The sequence below is a fragment of the Thioalkalivibrio sp. ALJ12 genome, from assembly GCF_000378305.1.
Classification (GTDB): domain Bacteria; phylum Pseudomonadota; class Gammaproteobacteria; order Ectothiorhodospirales; family Ectothiorhodospiraceae; genus Thioalkalivibrio.
The window spans coordinates 383,585-401,720 of sequence record NZ_KB899540.1 but is presented as its reverse complement, the minus strand read 5'-3'; the positions used below and the strand labels follow the sequence as shown (position 1 = coordinate 401,720).

Below are 18,136 nucleotides of genomic sequence, written 5' to 3'. Positions count from 1 at the left end.
CGGATGGGCCGTTGAACGCGCATGGTACACCAAAGCGTCCGGATGCTCTCAAGCAATCGGGTGACGGGAATCGAAGGATGGAAACAAGCGATCTCAAGAAAGCGGGGCTCAAGGTCACGCTGCCACGGATGAAGATCCTCGAGATCCTCGAGAACTCGGAAACGCGCCACCTGACGGCCGAGGCCATTTACCGCGAGCTGCTCGACTCGGGCGAGGAGATCGGGCTGGCCACGGTCTACCGCGTGCTGACGCAGTTCGAGGCCGCGGGGCTGGTCTGCCGGCTCCACCTGGAGGGCAACCAGGCCGTGTTCGAGCTGGAGCGCGGCGGGCACCACGATCACATCGTCTGCAACCAGTGCGGCCGTGTCGAAGAATTCTTCGACGAGACCATCGAGACCCGCCAGCGCGAGGTCGCGCGCCAGCACGGCTTCTCCATCAAGGACCACGCCCTGGTCCTGTACGGCGACTGCAACGACAGCGCCTGCCCCCACCGCCCCGTCTGACGCGCCCTCGCGCGGCTTTTCAGGCCAGCCGCTTTTCAGGCTGGACCTGGTTCGTCCTCTGGAGTTTACGGTGCCTTCGTCCGGCCGCCTGCCTGCGCTGTTTCGGCAGCGCGCCCCGAGGTACTTTCTTGCTTGCCCAAGAAAGTACCCAAAGAAGGGCACCCGGATTCCGCCCGGGAACCTTGCTCCAGGACCCTCGGGCCGGCGGCGCTGAAACTCGCTGCGCTCAGACAGTCAGCGCCTCTCTTCCGGCCCGAGGACCCCTCCGCAAGGGGCTTCATACGGGGGATGAAGGTCAAGACAACGGCCGCTCTGACGTTCGTGCCAATGGATGGAGGCAAGGTGTTCCGACATCCTGGGTACGCGCGGCCTGCAGCCCTGGCGTGCCGCGCCCGCCAGCGGGCGCCAGACCCCATCGTAGGATGTGATGAGCGCAGCGAATCGCATCAGGGTTGCCCCGACGTTGGCATGGTGCGTTTCGCTGCGCTCAACGCACCCTACAGCTCGGCCTTGTAGCGGGTGCTCGAATACCGCCTGTTTTGACCTACCCTCCCGATATGAGCCCCTTGTGGAGGGCGTGACAGGCCGGAAGAGAGGCGCTGACTGTCTGAGCGCAGCGAGTTTCAGCACCGCCGGCCTGGCGCGGCCGGAGCAAGGTCCCCGGGCGAATCCCGGGCGTGTTTCTTGGTTCCTTCTTTGCACGAGCAAAGAAGCCCGTTTTTGATCAACAACTGGCGCGGCGCGCTGGCGAAACAGCGCATGGCAGGCGGCCGGACGAAGCCACCGTAAACTCCAGAGGACGAACCAGGCCCAGCCACAAAGACGTGTGCTGCTGCCACGTCCAACCCGTCGGGGCCCGGGGGCCCGGAGGCCTGGCCTCAGGCCGTGTCGGCCAGGCGCGAGGCGATGTGCGCCGGGGCGAAGCCTTTCTGTGCGCGCAGGTAGGCGGCCAACCGCGCCGCAAAGTCACCGGGGACCGAGGTAGAGACCGCGTCCATGTCGCGCAGCATTTCCCAGCGCTCGGCCAGGCGCGGAAACGCCTCTGGCTCCCAGGGATTGTCGATGTCGTCGATCAGGCCGTAGCGCAGCAGGATCGGCGCGAGGGTGGCATCGATCAGGGTGAAGGCATGCCCCGTGAGCAGCGGATCGGCCGCCAGTTCCCGTTCCAGTCGCTCCAGCCCGCGCGAGGCCGCATGACGCTCCATCTCGAAGGCCTCTTCGTCCGCCGCCGTCATCCAGCGGTACTGCGTCATGGTCTGCTCGCCCAGGTATTCGATCCAGGCGCGCGTGCGGGCCTGCTGGAGCGGCGTGTCCGGCATCAGTGAGGGCGGGGTGATCGCATCGATATATTCGTTAATCACCGCCGATTCGAACAGCACGGTGTTGTGATCAACCTTCAGGATCGGCACCTTGCCGAGCGGAGATTGTTCGCGAAACCAGTCGGGCGGGTCCGCGAGATCGATATAGGTCACTTCGAACGGCGCCTGCTTGTATTTCAGCGTGATCACGCTACGCTGAACGAAAGGACAAAGGTCAAAGCTGATCAGGTGCAGATGCGGGAGTTTCATGACGTATCGAAGCCCCATGCGGGGCCCCATCCTCTGATGGTGGAAAGGCGCGCATTGTCCATGCCCGCGATCCGGCGGGAAAGTCCAGTGTCTCCAGTGCGAGGGTTCCTTGGCCAGGGCTGAGGCGCGCGCCGCGCCCGCCGGCGGGCTGCGCATCGACAAGTGGCTGTGGGCCGCGCGCTTCTTCAAGACCCGCGCGCTGGCCACCGAGGCCGTCAGTGGTGGCAAGGTCCATGTGAATGGCGAGCGCTGCAAGCCGGCGCGCCGGGTGCACCCGGGTGATCGCCTGACGATTCATCGTGGCCAGCAGACCTGGGACATCGACGTGCGGGCGTTGAATGATCAGCGTCGGCCCGCGACCGAGGCGCGCGAGCTGTATGCCGAGACGCCCGAGAGCACGGCCCGGCGCGAGGCCGAGTCCGAGCGCCGGCGCTCGGAGCGGGCGGTGGCCGACAGCGCGCCTATTCGCCGCCCGGACAAGCGCCAGCGCCGCCAGATCCGGCGTTTCATCCGCCAGGACGGACAAGACGAATGAGTGGCCCACCACAAACCCCCTTGCTGGCCGCGGATGTGGTGATCCATCACCCCGCTCACCCTGGCCGTGTCCTGGTGATCGAGCGACGCAACCCGCCCCATGGCTGGGCCCTCCCCGGGGGCTTCGTGGATGTCGGCGAGTCGGTTGAGCTGGCCGCCGTGCGCGAGGCCCTGGAGGAAACCGGTCTGGAGGTCACGCTGGAGGCCTTGCTGGGCGTCTATTCCGATCCTGCGCGGGATCCGCGCGGGCACACCGTCAGCGCCGTATTCGTGGCGCGCGGTGCGGGCGAGGCCCATGCGGCCGATGACGCCGCGGACTGTGCCTGGCTGGACCCCGACGATCAGAGCCAGCCCCTGGTCTTTGACCATCGGCGTATCCTCGATGACTATCTGCGCTACCGCCTGACCGGCGAAACCGCGCCGCTGCGCCTGCAGTTGTCGGGGGCGGGACGAGGAGCCGGGACATGATGTTTGTCCGTCCGGTCCTTTCCCGAACCGGCTTGCTGTTACCATATTGCGCTTTCGTTCACGGAACCCGAACCGAGTGACTCAGGCCGATCCTGCAACCCCGTCCGCCGCGATCCCCGAACCGCGCGTGTATTCACGCGAGGAGCACGGCATCTCGCGTGCCGCGATCGACGATAACGCCCTGAAGGTGCTCTATCGCCTGCGTGATGCGGGCTACCGCGCCTGTCTGGTGGGCGGGGGCGTGCGCGACCTGCTGCTGGGGCGCGAGCCGAAGGACTTCGACATCGCGACCGATGCCACGCCGGACCAGGTGCGCGGGCTGTTCCGTAACTGCCGCCTGATCGGGCGCCGTTTCCGCCTGGCTCATGTCTTGTTCGGCCGCGAGGTGATCGAGGTCGCCACCTTCCGAGCGCCGCACGACGAGGACGAGGGCGGCGACGGGCAGGTGGCGCTGAGCGACGAGGGGCGCATCCTGCGCGACAACCGCTACGGCACGATCGAGCAGGACGCGGTGCGGCGGGACTTCAGCGTGAACGCGCTGTACTACGACATCGACGATTTCTCGGTGCTCGACTACACCGGCGGGGTCGAGGACCTGCGCGAGGGCGTGTTGCGCCTGATCGGAGACGATGTCGAGACGCGGCTGCGCGAGGACCCAGTGCGCATGCTGCGCGCGGTGCGTTTCTCCGCGAAGCTGGGGCTGCGCGTCGCGCCCGAGGTCGAGGCCGGGATACACGAGCTCGCGGGCCTGATGCAGACGGTGGCCCCGGCGCGGCTGTTCGACGAGGTGATCAAGCTGTTCCACAGTGGTGCGGCGGTCACCTGCCTGGATGAACTGGAGCGCTTTGGTCTGTTCGCGCCGATGTTCCCGGAGGCGGCCGAGTGCTTCGCCGATCCGGATGTGGGCGCCGAGCGGCGGCAGTTCCTGGTCGAGTCGTTGCTCAATACTGACAAGCGCATCAACGAAGAGCTTGGGGTCAACCCGGCGTTTCTTTATGCCGCGATCCTGTGGGCCCCGGTGCAGGTGGCGGCGACCCGGCGCATCGAGGACGGCGAGCAGGAGATCCCGGCCTGGCAGCAGGCGATGGCCGAGGTGCTGGATCGCCAGGTGAAGACGGTGTCGATCCCCAAGCGCTTCAGCCTGATCGTGCGTGAGATCTGGGAGCTGCAGGCGCGGCTGGAACGGGCGCGGGGTGGCCGCGCGCTGCGCCTGCTGACGCATCCGCGTTTCCGAGCGGGATACGATTTTCTCTGCCTGCGCGCCCGCGCGGGCGATGCCGACCCGGAACTGTGTCGCTGGTGGACCGAGTTCCAGGAGAAGGACGAGGGCGAGCAGAAGAAGATGGCTGGGGGCGGCGGCAAGGGTAAGGGCCGTGCCCGCCGTGGCGGGCGTCGCCGAAAACGTCGACGCACGGGCGATGGCGAAGCCGGCAGCTCGAATGACGGCGGGGATGCGGCATGACCGACGCTGGTTTGCAGGTGTTCGTGGGCATCGGCGCCAATCTTGGCGACCCCGAGGATCAGGTGCGCGAGGCCTTTCGGCGCCTGGCCGGTGACGTGCCGCAGACGCTGCTGACGGGGCAGTCGCGGCTGTACCGAAACCCGCCGATGGGCCCGCAGGACCAGCCGGACTACGTGAATGCCGTGGCCCGGCTGCACACCCGGCTCGAACCCCTGGAGCTGCTGCATGCGCTGCAAGCGATCGAGGCCGACTGTGGCCGCGAGCGCGATGGCACCCGCTGGGGGCCGCGCCTGCTCGACCTGGACATCTTGCTGTACGGGGATCAGGTGCTGGACCTGCCCGGGCTGCATGTACCCCATCCGGGCCTGGCCGAGCGCGACTTCGTGGTCCTGCCGCTGGCCGAGCTGGCACCGGGTCTGAAGATTCCGGGTGAGGGCCTGATCGAGCGGCTCGCCCGCCGCTTCGATGGCGCCTCGCTGGTCGCGCTGGAGGACCCGAACGTTGCCCGTGCTGGAGGGCAGCGGTGAGTCTGAGCAACTTCGATTTTGTTGCGGTGGAAGGACCGATCGGGGTGGGCAAGTCCAGCCTCGCGCGTCTGCTGTCGGAACACCTGCGGGCTGAGGGAATTTTTGAAGCACCGGACGAGAACCCGTTCCTCGAGCGCTTCTACCAGGAGCCGGACAAACACGCCCTGGCCACGCAGCTGCATTTTCTGGTGCAGCGTGTGCGGCAGCTGACGCCGGTCAGCCAGAAGGGCCTGTTCGAGCAGCGCCACGTGGCCGACTACGTGATGGACAAGGACCCGCTGTTCGCCGAGCTCAACCTGCACCCTGACGAGCTGGAGATCTACCGCGAGATGTTTCGGCATCTGCGCGCGGGTCTGCCACGACCTGATCTGGTGATCTACCTGCAGGCGCCCGTGGAAGTGCTGCTGGACCGCATTCGCCAGCGTGCGCGACCGTACGAACGTCACATCGAGGCGCATTACCTGGAACGCCTGAACGCCGCCTATGCGGAATTCTTCTATCATTTCGAAGGGGCGGCACTGGTGATCGTGAACGCCACCGAGATCGACTGGGTGAACAATCCGGCCGATTTCGAACAGCTGGTGCAGTTCCTGGAGCCGATCCAGGGTGGCCGACACTATTTCAATCCGCTGCCGATCACGCTCTGACGTGCGGCAGACCGATCCCGCCCGGGAGGCAGACTGATGCGGCCGATCACGGTCAATACGCTGGCCAGGCGCAAGCAGGCCGGCGAACCGATTACCTGTCTGACGGCGTATGATGCGTCCTTTGCCGCGCTACTGGATCGCTGTGGCGTGGACGTCATCCTGGTCGGGGATTCGCTCGGCATGGTGGTGCAGGGGCACCCGACCACGCTGCCGGTGACAATTGACGACATGTGTTATCACGTCGCAAATGTTGCTCGTGTGACCCATAACGCAATGATTATGGCGGACTTGCCGTTTCTTGGCGACGCCGATGCACCGACCGCGTTGCAGCAGTCCGGGGCCTTGCTGCGTGCCGGTGCGCACATGGTCAAGGTCGAGTGCGGTCTGGCCGAGCTGCCGATCGTCGAGCGCCTGGTGGCCGCCGGGATTCCCGTTTGTGCCCATCTGGGCCTGACGCCGCAGGCGGTGCATCGCATGGGTGGCTATCGTGTACAGGGTCGTGACCCGCACGCCGCCGCCGAGATGGAATCGCTGGCCGCACGCCTGGAAGCGGCGGGTGCCCAGGGCCTGCTCCTGGAAAGCGTACCGGAGGAGCTGGCGAACGCGATCGTGCGCGCGACCGATATCCCGGTGATCGGGATCGGCGCCAGCCCGCGCTGCGATGGCCAGGTCCTGGTGATCCAGGACGTGATTGGTCTGACGCCCGAGCCGCCGCGTTTCGCCCGCGACTTTCTGGGCGACGGTGGCTCGCTGGAGGGCGCAGTTCGCGCCTATTGCGAGGCGGTGCGTGCGCGCACGTTCCCTGAATCCGGCGTGCACACGTACCGTTAGTTCTTTCTTTTTTCCGTCCATGAGGACCCCGGCCCAAGAGACCCCTGGCCCATGAGAATCCTGCGTGACCGGCCCCAGTTGGTGGCCATGCATCGAGAATGGGCCCGCAAGGGCCGCGGAACCATTGCCCTGATCCCCACGATGGGGCACCTGCACGAGGGGCATATGACGCTGATCCGGCATGCCCGGGCGCGTTCGCAGCGCGTGGTGGTTTCGATTTTCGTGAATCCGATGCAGTTCGACCGCCCCGAGGACCTGGAGCGCTATCCGCGCACCCTGGAGGAGGACTCGCGCCTGCTGACCGAGGCGGGTGTGGACGCGGTGTTCTGCCCGTCGGAGGAGGATATGTACCCGGACGACGGCATGCCTCCAGTGCGGGTGGTCGTCCCGGGACTGTCGGAGATGCTGGAGGGGGCTTTTCGCCCGGGGCACTTCGATGGCGTGGCCACGGTGGTGACCAAGCTGTTCAATCTCGTGCGGCCGGATATCGCGCTGTTCGGCGAGAAGGACTACCAGCAGTTCAAGCTGGTCGAGCGCATGGTGCAGGGGCTGGATATCCCGGTACGGGTCGAGGCCATCCCGACGGTACGCGAGAAGGATGGCCTGGCCTGCAGCTCGCGCAACGACCAGTTGCCCGAAGAGGCGCGGGTGATCGCGCCGGAGCTCAAGCGCGTGCTGGACGAAGTGGCCACGGTCTGCCGGGGCGCGACCGTATTCGATGCCGAGCGCATCCCCGAGGTCGAGGGGCGTGCCTGCGATCGTCTCCGCGAGGCCGGCTTCGACCCCGAATACCTGTCCATCCGCCGCGCGCAGGACCTGGCCGAGCCGGAGCATGGCGTGGCGCTGGCCGATCAGGACCTGGTCGTGCTGGCCGCCGCGTGGCTGGCGGAAGTCCGTCTGATCGACAACGTCCGCACCCGCCCGACGAACTGATCCGTGCCCGATTCGGGGTGGGGCATTTGCCGCGCCTGGCACAATCGCGGATAATTTCGCGCCCCCAGAGGTTATCGCCGGGAAAATCGCCGATGCACGTCACCATGCTCAAGGGCAAGCTGCACAAGGCCCAGGTCACTCATTGTGAGCTGGAGTACGAGGGCTCGTGCGCCATCGATACGCGGCTGCTGGAAGCCGCCGGCATCCTGCCGTTCGAGCAGATCCAGATCTACAACGTGGACAACGGCGAGCGCTTCACCACCTACGCGATCGAGGGCGAGCCGGGCTCCGGCATCATCTCGGTCAATGGCGCGGCCGCGCACAAGGCGGCGGTGGGGCACCGCGTGATCATCTGCGCCTACGCGCAGATGGAAGCGGCCGAGGCCCGGGAATTCACCCCGAACCTCGTGTATCTCGACGCCCGCAACGCGATCGTGCGCACTGGCCACGGCATCCCGGTGCAGGCCGCCTGAGAAACCACCCCTCGCGTTCGCCCCCGCAGTTGTAGGGCAACGGCCTCACCGCTATCCTCCACACCCATGAATCTCCACGAATTTCAGGCCAAGGCGCGCTTTCGCGACGCCGGCATCCCCGTTCCCGACGGACAGGTGATCACCCACGCTGACGAGCTTCCCGAGGCCTGGCAGGCACTGGGCGGCGAGCGAGTGCTGGTCAAGGCCCAGGTGCATTCCGGCGGGCGCGGCAAGGCCGGTGGCGTGGTGATGGCGGATTCCGCCGAGGCTGCGCGCGAGGCGGCGGAGAAGCTGCTGGGCTCGCGTCTGGTCACCGGGCAGAGCGGCCCCGAGGGCCTGCCGGTGGATCAGCTCCTGCTGGAGCCAGCCGCCGACATCGCCCGCGAGTTCTATTTCGCCCTGCTGGTGGACCGGGCCCGCGAGCGCCTGGCGCTGGTGGTCTCCGCCGAGGGCGGCATGGACATCGAAACCCTGGCCGCCGAACGGCCCGAGGCGGTGATCACCCTGCCGATCCACCCGGCCACGGGCGTGATGCCGTTTCACGGGCGGCGGGTTGCCTTTGCCCTCGGGCTGTCGGGCGAGCCGGCCAAGGCGATGGCCCAACTGGTGACCAATGCCCATGCCCTGTTCCAGCAGGTGGATGCGCAGCTGCTGGAGATCAACCCGCTGGTGCTGACCGCTGACGACCAGCTGCTGGCCATCGACGCCAAGCTGACCGTGGACGACTCCGCCGCCTACCGCCAGAAGGCACTGATGGCCGAACGTGACGCGCGCCAGCGCGACCCGGCCGAGGAACAGGCGCACGAGCACGACCTCAACTACATCCGCCTGGACGGCTCCATCGGCTGCATGGTGAACGGCGCGGGCCTGGCCATGGCCACGATGGACCTGATCAAGCACCACGGCGGCGAGCCGGCCAACTTCCTGGATGTCGGCGGCGGCACGACGGTGGAGCGGGTCACGGCCGCGTTCAAGCTGATCCTGTCGGACCCTTCGGTGAAGGCGGTGCTGGTGAATATCTTTGGCGGCATCGTGCGCTGCGACCTGATCGCCGAGGGCATCATCGCTGCAATCCGCGAGGTGCAGGTCCAGGTGCCGGTGGTGGTGCGGCTGGAAGGCACGAATGCCGAGCAGGGCCGCGAGGCCCTGGCCAGCTCCGGCCTGGACGTGATCCCGGCCGCGGACCTCGACCGCGCGGCGCGCACCGTGGTGGAGGCCGTGGCATGAGCATCCTCGTCGACCGCGATACGAAGGTGATCTGCCAGGGCTTTACCGGCAAGCAGGGCAGCTTCCACTCCGAGCAGGCGATCGCCTACGGCACCCGTCTGGTCGGGGGCGTGACGCCCGGCAAGGGCGGACAGACGCATCTGGACCGTCCGGTGTTCGATACCGTCGCCGATGCGGTGGCGCAGACGGGTGCGACCGTCAGCATGATCTATGTCCCGGCCCCGTTCGCGGCCGATGCGATCTGCGAGGCGGCGGATGCCGGCATCGAGCTGGCCGTGTGCATCACCGAGGGCATCCCGGTGCAGGACATGATCCGCGTGAAGCAGGTGCTGGCCGGCAGCCCGACCCGCCTGATCGGCCCGAACTGCCCCGGCATCATCACCCCGGATGCCTGCAAGGTCGGCATCATGCCCGGCTATATCCACCAGCGCGGGCGCATCGGCATCATCTCGCGCTCCGGCACCCTGACCTACGAGGCCGTCAAGCAGACCTCGGATCGGGGCCTGGGCCAGAGTACCTGTATCGGTATCGGTGGCGACCCGATCCAGGGGCTTGACTTCGTCGACTGCCTGCGCCTGTTCCGCGACGACCCGGAGACCGACGGCGTGCTGCTGGTCGGCGAGATCGGCGGCGATGCCGAGGAACGCGCCGCGCGCTATATCGAGAACGAGTTCGACAAGCCGGTGGCGGCCTACATCGCGGGCGCCACCGCGCCGCCCGGACGTCGCATGGGCCATGCCGGGGCGATCATCGCCGGCGGCCAGGGCACGGCCGAACAGAAGATGGCGGCCCTGCGTGCGGCCGGGGCGAGCGTGGCCGAGAGCCCGGCCGAACTCGGCCAGGCCATGCAGTCCGCGCTCGATCGCGCCTGATACGCCGCGATGGCGTCCACCGATGACCTGCCGCTGGCCCTGGCCCAGATCAACCCGATCGTGGGCGGGCTGGATACGAACCGCCACCTGATCGAGGACGCGATCGAACAGGCCCGCGCCGCCGGTGCGCGCGCGGTGGTCTTCCCCGAACTCGCCCTGACCGGCTACCCCCCGGAGGACCTGCTGCTGCGCCCGGCCTTCCTGCGCGCGGTGGAGCAGTCCCTGGCCGCGATTACACGCTCGGTAGCGGGCATCGACGTGATCCTCGGCGCGCCGGTTACCACCGAGAAGGGTCTGGTGAACGCCGCGCTGTGGCTGCGCGACGGTCGCGAGATCGCGCGCTATGCCAAGCAGGTCCTGCCCAACTATTCGGTATTCGACGAACAGCGCTATTTCGTCGCGGGCGATCAGGCCTGCGTGGTTGAGCTGGCGGGCTGGCGGATCGGCCTGACCGTCTGCGAGGACATCTGGCAGGCGGCGCCAGCCGCTGCCGCACAGGCGGCCGGCGCCGAACTGATCCTGAACCTGAATGCCTCGCCCTATCATCGCGGCAAGGCCGAGGAGCGCCTGCAGGTGGTGGGCGCGCGGGTCGCCGAGACCGGCTGCCCGGTGGTCTACGTGAACCAGGTGGGCGGTCAGGACGAGCTGGTGTTCGACGGCCGCTCCTTCGTGCACGACGCCGCGCATGGCGCGCGCGCGGTGCTGCCGGCCTGGGCGACCGGGTATGCCCTGGTGCAGGGCCGGCGCGGACCGTCCGGGATCGAACTGCAGCCCCGTCCCGAGACCATGCACCTGTCCGCCTGCGGCATCCGCCCGACGCTGACCGACCCCGGCCCGGAGCCGGACGAGGCGGATGCCCGCGACCTCTACCAGGCCCTGATGATCGGCATCCGCGACTATGTCGCCAAGAATGGGTTTCCCGGCGTGCTGCTGGGCCTGTCCGGCGGCATCGACTCGGGGCTGACGGCCGCACTGGCGGTGGACGCCCTGGGTCCGGCCGCCGTGACGGCGGTGATGATGCCGTATCGCTACACCGCGTCGATGAGTATCGAGGATGCCGAGGCACAGGCCCGGCTGCTGGGTATCGAGTACCACGAGATCGCGATTGAGCCGATGGTGCAGGACTTCCTCGAGGGCCTGTCACCGGCGTTCGACGCGATGCCCGCCCATGCGGGGGATGTGACCGAGGAGAACCTGCAGTCGCGCGCCCGCGGGGTGCTGCTGATGGCACTGTCGAACCGCAGCGGCAAGCTGCTGCTGGCGACCGGCAACAAGTCGGAGATGGCCGTCGGCTATTCCACGCTGTATGGCGACATGAACGGCGGTTTTGCCCCGCTCAAGGATGTCTCCAAGCAGTGGGTGTACCGCCTGGCGCGCTGGCGCAATACGCGTGGCGCGGCGATCCCCGAGCGGGTGATCGAGCGTCCGCCCAGCGCCGAACTGGCGCCCGACCAGAAGGATGCCGATTCGCTGCCCCCCTACGAGGTGCTGGATGCGGTGCTGGAGGCCTTCGTCGAACAGGAGCGCTCGGTGGAGGAGATCGTGGCCGATGGCTTTGATCGGGCCACCGTGGAGCGCATCGCGCGGCTGGTTTTCCTGGCCGAGTACAAGCGCCGCCAGGCCCCGCCCGGCGTACGCGTCAGCCGACGGGCCTTCGGCCGCGACCGGCGCTACCCGATCACCTCGGGTTATCGTCCGGATTGAGCGACACTCGACGCCGGACCCGAGCACCGTCATTGCGAGGAGGCGAAGCCGACGCGGCAACCTCTGTCCGGAGCCACCGATATTCGCCTTGGCCTATGCCGGGGGCATCCACGGAGATCGCCACGGCGCTGCGCGCCTCGCGATGACGGTTCTTCGGGATCCTGTCATTGCGAGGAGGCGAAGCCGACGTGGCAATCTCCTGAAGCTCGCAGAGCGCCGGGATCCGGTGGTTCCGGACGGAGGTGATTCGCTGCGCTCGCTCTGCGGGCCGGCCTGCGGCCGTTCAACGCGCTTCGCGCTTTTGTGCCGCGGCCCCTGCGGGGCCTCGCAAGGACGGGGGACTGGGACCGCTCAGGGGCAGATCCAGCACGGGGTCGGGGGTTTGATACACTTCCGGGGGTGAGATCAGCGCCCGCGCGGCGGGCACAACCAAAGGGATTCGCATGAAGAAGATCGAGGCGATCATCAAGCCGTTCAAGCTGGAGGATGTCCGCGAGGCCCTGACCGAGATGGGCATTGCCGGCATGACCGCGACCGAGGTCCAGGGCTTTGGCCGGCAGAAGGGCCATACCGAGCTCTACCGGGGTGCGGAATACGTGGTCGACTTCCTGCCCAAGGTAAAGCTGGAGCTGGTGGTGGATGACGACCGCGTGGACGCCTGTATCGATGCGATCGTGAAGGCCTCGCGCACTGGCAAGATCGGGGACGGCAAGATCTTTGTCTCCGACATGGCCCGCGTGGTGCGTATCCGTACCGGCGAAGAGGGTAGCGAGGCGCTGTAACCCTCGGCCTCGGGCTTTGTCCCGTCATTGCGAGGAGCGCAGCGACGAGACAATCGGCCGGCTCCGGTAATCCCCGGATTCAGGCCTGCGGGTTCAGGAAACCGATTGCCGCGTCGCCTTCGGCTCCTCGCAATGACGGTTTGATTGCGAAGCCGGGGGAGTGCGGATGCTCCCCGGTCAGTTCGTGAAGAACGGCAAGCGGTCGAACACGCGCCACAGGCCGCCGCGCTGCTCGCGGGTCTCGATCGGTTCGCCCGCGCGCACGGCTACGGCGGCGTCAGGATAGTTCAGTTCCAGGACCATCATCGTCGCGTCGGCGTAGTCCTCGAGCCCCAGTTCGGTATAGGCACGCCACAGCACGCCCAGGGCCTGTGGCTGGACCTCGGCACCGGGGTAGGTGGCCAGCAGGTGACGCGCGCGCTCGGCGCCCGCGACCCAGGCGGTGCGCTCCATATAGAACTCGGCCACGCGCAGTTCGTAGGCCGCCAGCGCATTGCGGATATAGACCATCCGCAGGTAGGAATCCTGCGCGTAGCGGCTGTCGGGGAACTCGCGGATCAGACGGTCGAAATCCTGAAAGGCCTGCTCGAAGGGCTCCGGGTCCATCTCCGCCGGATCCCGCGGGAACAGGTTGGCGAGGAAGCCCTGCTGGCGGTTGAAGTTGATCAGCCCGCGCAGGTAGTACGCATAATCCAGGTTCGGGTGGCGCGGATTGAGCTGGATGAAGCGGTCCACCGCGGCGATGGCGGCCTCCGGCTCGCGCGCCTTGTAGTAGGCGTACGGGATCTCGATCTGCGCCTGCTGGGCGTAGCGGCCGAACGGGTAGCGCGCCTCGAGGATTTCGTAGTATTCGACGGCCTGATCGTAGTTCCCCTCGTTCAGGGCGTTCTTCGCCTCGCCGTAGAGCTGACTGGCGGACCAGCCCAGCGTCGGGTCCTCGCGTCCGGCGCAGCCGGCAATCACAAGTGCCAGGAGCAGGACGGCGAGCAGGCGCAGCAGGTTTGGAGCAGAAATCACGATGGGGCCTCGCAGATGAAGCGGTGTCCGCGGATTCTACAACATCATGCCGTGCCTGGCCGTTCGCGGGTGCGGGAAAATCGAGACGAGTATCGCCAATGAACGAACCGCGATCTGCGGAACTCCCCGAGGAAGAGGCCGGCCAGCGGCTGGATGCCGCGCTGGCTAGGCTGTTCCCGGAGTATTCGCGCAGCCAGCTGACCCAGTGGCTGAAGGAAGGGGCCTTGACCGTGAACGGTGGCCAGCCGAAACCGCGCACGCCGGTGCAGGGCGGCGAGCATGTCGTGCTGGAGCCCCCGGAGGCCCCGGTCCTGGAGGCCGAGCCCGAGCCCATTGCGCTGGATATCGTCCATGAGGACCCCGCCGTACTGGTAATCAACAAGCCGGCCGGGCTGGTTGTGCACCCGGCGGCGGGGCATCGTGCCGGCACCCTGGTGAATGCCTTGCTGCACCATGACCCGAACCTCTCGCAGCTGCCGCGCGCCGGGGTGGTGCACCGGCTGGACAAGGACACCACCGGGCTGATGGTGGTTGCGCGTACGCCGCAGGCGCAGACCGCGCTGGTGCGCCAGTTGCAGGAGCGTACGGTCCACCGCGAGTACCGGGCACTGGTGCAGGGTCGCGTGATCAGCGGTGCCACCATCGAAGAGCCAATCGGCCGTCATCCGGTGGATCGCAAGCGCCAGGCGGTCACGGGCGGTGGCAAGCCGGCGGTGACCCACTATCGGGTAGCGGAGCGTTTCCCGGCTCATACCCTGCTGAATGTGCGACTTGAGACCGGGCGTACCCACCAGATCCGCGTGCACATGGCGCATATCCGGCACCCGATCGTGGGCGATCCCGCCTATGGAGGGCGCCCGCGCCCGGTGCGTGGCATGGGCGAGGCGGCGAAGGGGGCGCTCGCGGCCTTTCGCCGTCAGGCCCTGCATGCGGCGCGGCTGGAATTCGAGCATCCTGACAGTGGCGAAGTGCTCGCCTTCGAGGCACCCGTGCCCGAGGATTTCGAGGCGCTGCTCGTCGCCCTGCGTACCGACCGGGAGGCCGAGAATGACCGCTGAACTGATCCCCACGCTCGCACCGGACTTCGGCGACCTCCCGTCGGGCGTCTGGGCGGTACAGAGCACGCGGGAGGGGGGCGTGAGCACGGGCCCCTGGTACTCGCTGAATCTCGCCCTGCATACCGGCGATGACCCCGAACATGTCGCCGAGAACCGCTACCGCCTGGAACACAGCCTGGGGATCGCGGAGCCCGTCGCCTGGCCGCGGCAGGTCCACGGCACGCGCGTCATCCGGGCCGAGGACCTGCTGGAGGCGTGGGAGCAGGGCGAGGTGATCGAGGCCGATGCGGTATTCACCGACGCGCCCGGTGTGGTCTGTGCGGTGCAGACGGCGGACTGCCTGCCCGTCGTGCTGGCGACCGACGATGGCGAGGCGGTGGCCGTGGCCCATGCCGGCTGGCGCGGGCTGGCCGACGGGGTGCTCGAGGCGGCCGTCGAGGCCCTGCGCATTACTCGCCCCGAGGCGGAGATCCGCGCCTGGATGGGGGCGGCGATCGGCCCGGGGGCCTTCGAGGTCGGGCCGGAGGTGCGTGATACCTTCCTCGATCACGATGTCGAGGCCGCGCCCGCCTTCCGTCCCGGCCCGAACGGGCATTTCCACGCGGACATCTACGCGCTGGCCCGGCACCGGCTGGAGCGCGTCGATGTCGTGCAGGTGGCAGGCGGCGGGCGCTGCACCTATTCGGAGGTCGGGCGGTTCTACTCCTACCGCCGGGACGGCGAGACCGGGCGCATGGGCACGCTGGCCTGGATTGGACATCTGGACGAGGAATGACGGCGCGCCACGTGTTCTAAATTCGGTGGCTATCCTTGAAGCGACGGGCATTGCCCCCATGGTTCGTGTCAGTTCACCAAGATTTGACCGAGGGGTTTCCCAATGCGAATGGATCGCCTGACCACCAAATTCCAGTCCGCGATCGCCGATGCGCAGTCACTTGCCGTTGGCCGCGACCACCAGTTCATCGAACCGTCCCACCTGCTGCTGGCCTTGCTGGACCAGGATGGCGGTACCGTGCGCCATGTACTCGACCGCGCGGGCGTCAACGTGCGCCAGCTGCGCTCGGCGCTGGGCGAGGCGCTGGACCGCATGCCCCGCGTCGAGGGTGCGGCCGGCGAGGTCCATGTCTCCAATGACCTGGGCCGGCTGCTGAATGTCTGCGACAAGCTGGCCCAGCAGAACAAGGACCAGTACATCTCCAGCGAGCTGTTCCTGCTCGCCGCCGTCGACGAGAAGGGCGGCGTGGGCGAGATGCTGCGCCATGCCGGCGCCAACAAGGACGCACTGGACAAGGCCATTCATGACATTCGCGGTGGCAGCCAGGTGGACAACCCGGATGCCGAGGAGAGCCGTCAGGCGCTGGAGAAATACACCACCGATCTGACCGAGCGTGCCGAGCAGGGCAAGCTGGATCCGGTCATCGGGCGTGACGAGGAAATCCGCCGCTCGATCCAGGTGCTGCAGCGCCGCACCAAGAACAACCCGGTGCTGATCGGCGAGCCGGGGGTTGGCAAGACCGCGATCGTCGAGGGCCTGGCGCAGCGCATTATCAACGGCGAGGTGCCCGAGGGGCTCAAGGACAAGCGCGTACTGGCGCTGGACCTGGGTGCGCTGCTGGCCGGGGCCAAGTACCGAGGTGACTTCGAGGAACGGCTGAAGTCCGTGCTCAAGGAGCTGTCGCAGGAAGAGGGTCGCGTGATCCTGTTCATCGACGAGATCCATACCCTGGTGGGCGCCGGCAAGGCCGAGGGCGCGATGGACGCAGGCAACATGCTCAAGCCGGCGCTGGCGCGTGGTGAGCTGCACTGCATCGGCGCGACCACGCTGGATGAATACCGCCAGAACATCGAAAAGGACGCCGCGCTGGAGCGCCGCTTCCAGAAGGTGCTGGTCGACGAACCCAGCCAGGAAGACACCATCGCCATCCTGCGCGGACTGAAAGAGCGCTACGAGGTCCACCACGGAATCGAGATCACCGACCCGGCGATCGTCGCCGCCGCGCAGCTCTCGCAGCGCTACATCACCGACCGCCAGTTGCCGGACAAGGCGATCGACCTGATCGACGAGGCGGCCAGTCGCATCAAGATGGAGATCGACTCCAAGCCGGAGTCCATGGATCGCCTGGAGCGCCGTCTGATCCAGTTGAAGATCGAGCGCGAGGCGCTGAAGAAGGAATCCGACGACGCCTCGAAGAAGCGCCTCGACACCCTGGAGGGCGAGATCGAGCGCCTGGAGCGCGAGTACTCCGATCTGGAAGAGGTGTGGAAATCCGAGAAGGCCTCGGTCTCCGGTGCCGCGCAACTGAAGGAAGAGCTCGAGCGTGCCCGCATGGAGCTGGAGACGGCCCGCCGCGCCGGGGATCTCTCGCGCATGTCGGAGCTGCAGTACGGGCGGATCCCGGACCTGGAGAAGTCCCTGGCCATGGCCCACGAGATGGAAAGTCAGGAGACCAAACTGCTGCGCACCAAGGTGACCGACGAAGAGGTCGCCGAGGTCGTATCACGCTGGACCGGCATTCCGGTCTCCAAGATGCTGGAGGGGGAAAAGGACAAGCTGCTGCGCATGGAGGAGGCGATCGGCGCCCGCGTGGTCGGTCAGTCCGAGGCGGTCAATGCCGTGGCCAATGCCATCCGTCGCTCGCGGGCGGGCCTGTCCGACCCGAATCGCCCGAACGGCTCGTTCCTGTTCCTCGGCCCGACCGGCGTGGGCAAGACCGAGCTGACCAAGGCGCTGGCCAGCTTCCTGTTCGACACGGAAGAAGCGATGGTGCGCATCGACATGTCCGAGTTCATGGAGAAGCACTCCGTGGCGCGGCTGATCGGGGCGCCCCCGGGCTATGTCGGCTACGAGGAGGGCGGCTACCTGACCGAGGCCGTGCGCCGCAAGCCGTACTCCGTGATCCTGCTCGACGAGGTCGAGAAGGCGCACCCGGATGTCTTCAACGTGCTGCTGCAGGTGCTGGATGACGGCCGCCTGACGGACGGGCACGGGCGCACCGTGGACTTTCGCAACACGGTGATCGTGATGACCTCCAACCTGGGCTCGCAGCAGATCCAGGAGATGGCCGGCGAGGAGAACTACGCGGCGATGAAGGGCGCGGTGATGGAGATCGTCGGGCAGCACTTCCGCCCCGAGTTCATTAACCGTGTGGACGACGTGGTGGTGTTCCATCCGCTGGAGCGCGAGCAGATCCGCGCGATCGCCGACATCCAGTTGCAGTACCTGCGCAAGCGTCTGGAAGAGCGCGACCTGGGGCTGACCATCACCGACGCCGCGCTGGACCACCTGGGGGCCGCGGGCTTCGATCCGGTCTACGGGGCGCGTCCGCTCAAGCGGGCGATCCAGACCCAGCTGGAAAACCCGCTGGCGCAGTCGCTGCTGGCAGGCGAGTTCGGCCCTGGCGACACCATCGAGGTGGACATGGCCGGCGAGCATCTGGCCTTCACCCGCGCCGCAGCGGCCGCCTGATTCGGCCCGCTTTCTTCCGCAACCGACAAGGCCCGCCCCGCGCGGGCCTTTTTTGTTTGGGGCG

The 18,136-nt window shown here is 67.4% G+C and carries 18 protein-coding genes; 16 read left to right on the top strand and 2 right to left on the bottom strand.

The features are described from left to right. Positions 1-77 precede the first annotated feature (77 nt). Positions 78-503 carry a ferric iron uptake transcriptional regulator gene (gene fur, locus F467_RS0112170; RefSeq protein WP_018138067.1) on the top strand — a complete coding sequence of 142 codons (426 nt, stop codon included), beginning with the start codon at positions 78-80 and terminating at the stop codon, positions 501-503. A gap of 878 nt (positions 504-1,381) precedes the next feature. On the opposite strand, the gene F467_RS0112165 is transcribed toward fur, so the two are convergent. Further along, positions 1,382-2,071 carry a glutathione S-transferase family protein gene (locus tag F467_RS0112165; protein ID WP_018138604.1) on the bottom strand — a complete coding sequence of 230 codons (690 nt, stop codon included), beginning with the start codon at positions 2,069-2,071 and terminating at the stop codon, positions 1,382-1,384. Positions 2,072-2,180: 109 nt separating this feature from the next. Between F467_RS0112165 and F467_RS0112160 the strand changes: the two genes are divergently transcribed. The 12 genes from F467_RS0112160 to F467_RS0112105 all read left to right on the top strand — a co-directional run bounded on the left by F467_RS0112160 (position 2,181) and on the right by F467_RS0112105 (position 12,531). After that, entirely contained in the window at positions 2,181-2,606 is a 426-nt protein-coding gene (locus tag F467_RS0112160) for an RNA-binding S4 domain-containing protein (RefSeq protein WP_018138605.1), read from the top strand. A gap of 20 nt (positions 2,607-2,626) precedes the next feature. Then, positions 2,627-3,073 (top strand): NUDIX hydrolase, encoded by a 447-nt coding sequence (locus tag F467_RS0112155; protein WP_018138606.1) that lies wholly within the window; start codon positions 2,627-2,629, stop codon positions 3,071-3,073. A gap of 76 nt (positions 3,074-3,149) precedes the next feature. Further along, positions 3,150-4,535 (top strand): polynucleotide adenylyltransferase PcnB, encoded by a 1,386-nt coding sequence (pcnB, locus tag F467_RS0112150; RefSeq protein WP_018138607.1) that lies wholly within the window; start codon positions 3,150-3,152, stop codon positions 4,533-4,535. Next, the gene (gene folK / locus F467_RS0112145) at positions 4,532-5,062 is read left to right on the top strand and encodes a 2-amino-4-hydroxy-6-hydroxymethyldihydropteridine diphosphokinase (RefSeq protein WP_012983411.1); all 531 of its coding nucleotides are present in this window, start codon (positions 4,532-4,534) and stop codon (positions 5,060-5,062) included. Before pcnB ends, folK begins: the two co-directional genes overlap by 4 nt. Then, the gene (locus F467_RS0112140) at positions 5,059-5,709 is read left to right on the top strand and encodes a deoxynucleoside kinase (RefSeq protein WP_012983410.1); all 651 of its coding nucleotides are present in this window, start codon (positions 5,059-5,061) and stop codon (positions 5,707-5,709) included. Before folK ends, F467_RS0112140 begins: the two co-directional genes overlap by 4 nt. Before the next feature lie 36 nt (positions 5,710-5,745). Beyond that, positions 5,746-6,540 carry a 3-methyl-2-oxobutanoate hydroxymethyltransferase gene (gene panB, locus F467_RS0112135; RefSeq protein WP_012983409.1) on the top strand — a complete coding sequence of 265 codons (795 nt, stop codon included), beginning with the start codon at positions 5,746-5,748 and terminating at the stop codon, positions 6,538-6,540. 51 nt (positions 6,541-6,591) lie between these two features. After that, entirely contained in the window at positions 6,592-7,473 is an 882-nt protein-coding gene (panC, locus tag F467_RS0112130; RefSeq protein WP_018175399.1) for a pantoate--beta-alanine ligase, read from the top strand. A gap of 92 nt (positions 7,474-7,565) precedes the next feature. Next, positions 7,566-7,946 (top strand): aspartate 1-decarboxylase, encoded by a 381-nt coding sequence (gene panD, locus F467_RS0112125; RefSeq protein ID WP_018138609.1) that lies wholly within the window; start codon positions 7,566-7,568, stop codon positions 7,944-7,946. 66 nt (positions 7,947-8,012) lie between these two features. Further along, a complete protein-coding gene (sucC, locus tag F467_RS0112120) occupies positions 8,013-9,173 on the top strand; it encodes an ADP-forming succinate--CoA ligase subunit beta (RefSeq protein WP_018138610.1) in 1,161 nt (386 codons plus the stop codon). Then, entirely contained in the window at positions 9,170-10,045 is an 876-nt protein-coding gene (gene sucD / locus F467_RS0112115; protein WP_018138611.1) for a succinate--CoA ligase subunit alpha, read from the top strand. Before sucC ends, sucD begins: the two co-directional genes overlap by 4 nt. Before the next feature lie 9 nt (positions 10,046-10,054). Then, positions 10,055-11,749 carry an NAD+ synthase gene (locus tag F467_RS0112110; RefSeq protein WP_018138612.1) on the top strand — a complete coding sequence of 565 codons (1,695 nt, stop codon included), beginning with the start codon at positions 10,055-10,057 and terminating at the stop codon, positions 11,747-11,749. Between the two features lie 443 nt (positions 11,750-12,192). Further along, entirely contained in the window at positions 12,193-12,531 is a 339-nt protein-coding gene (locus F467_RS0112105; RefSeq protein ID WP_012983402.1) for a P-II family nitrogen regulator, read from the top strand. Between the two features lie 177 nt (positions 12,532-12,708). Here the strand turns inward: F467_RS0112105 and F467_RS0112100 are convergent, their stop codons facing one another. Next, the gene (locus F467_RS0112100; RefSeq protein ID WP_018138613.1) at positions 12,709-13,548 is read right to left on the bottom strand and encodes an outer membrane protein assembly factor BamD; all 840 of its coding nucleotides are present in this window, start codon (positions 13,546-13,548) and stop codon (positions 12,709-12,711) included. Between the two features lie 98 nt (positions 13,549-13,646). On the opposite strand from F467_RS0112100, the gene rluD reads away from it, so the two are divergent. The 3 genes from rluD (at position 13,647) to clpB (ending at position 18,072) form a co-directional block, all read left to right on the top strand. Further along, the gene (rluD, locus tag F467_RS0112095; RefSeq protein WP_018138614.1) at positions 13,647-14,606 is read left to right on the top strand and encodes a 23S rRNA pseudouridine(1911/1915/1917) synthase RluD; all 960 of its coding nucleotides are present in this window, start codon (positions 13,647-13,649) and stop codon (positions 14,604-14,606) included. Next, complete coding sequence (gene pgeF, locus F467_RS0112090) at positions 14,596-15,381, top strand: peptidoglycan editing factor PgeF (protein WP_018138615.1); 786 nt, start codon at positions 14,596-14,598, stop codon at positions 15,379-15,381. Before rluD ends, pgeF begins: the two co-directional genes overlap by 11 nt. Before the next feature lie 108 nt (positions 15,382-15,489). Next, positions 15,490-18,072: an ATP-dependent chaperone ClpB gene (gene clpB / locus F467_RS0112085; protein WP_018138616.1), complete on the top strand. Its 2,583-nt coding sequence runs from the start codon at positions 15,490-15,492 to the stop codon at positions 18,070-18,072. Positions 18,073-18,136 lie beyond the last annotated feature (64 nt).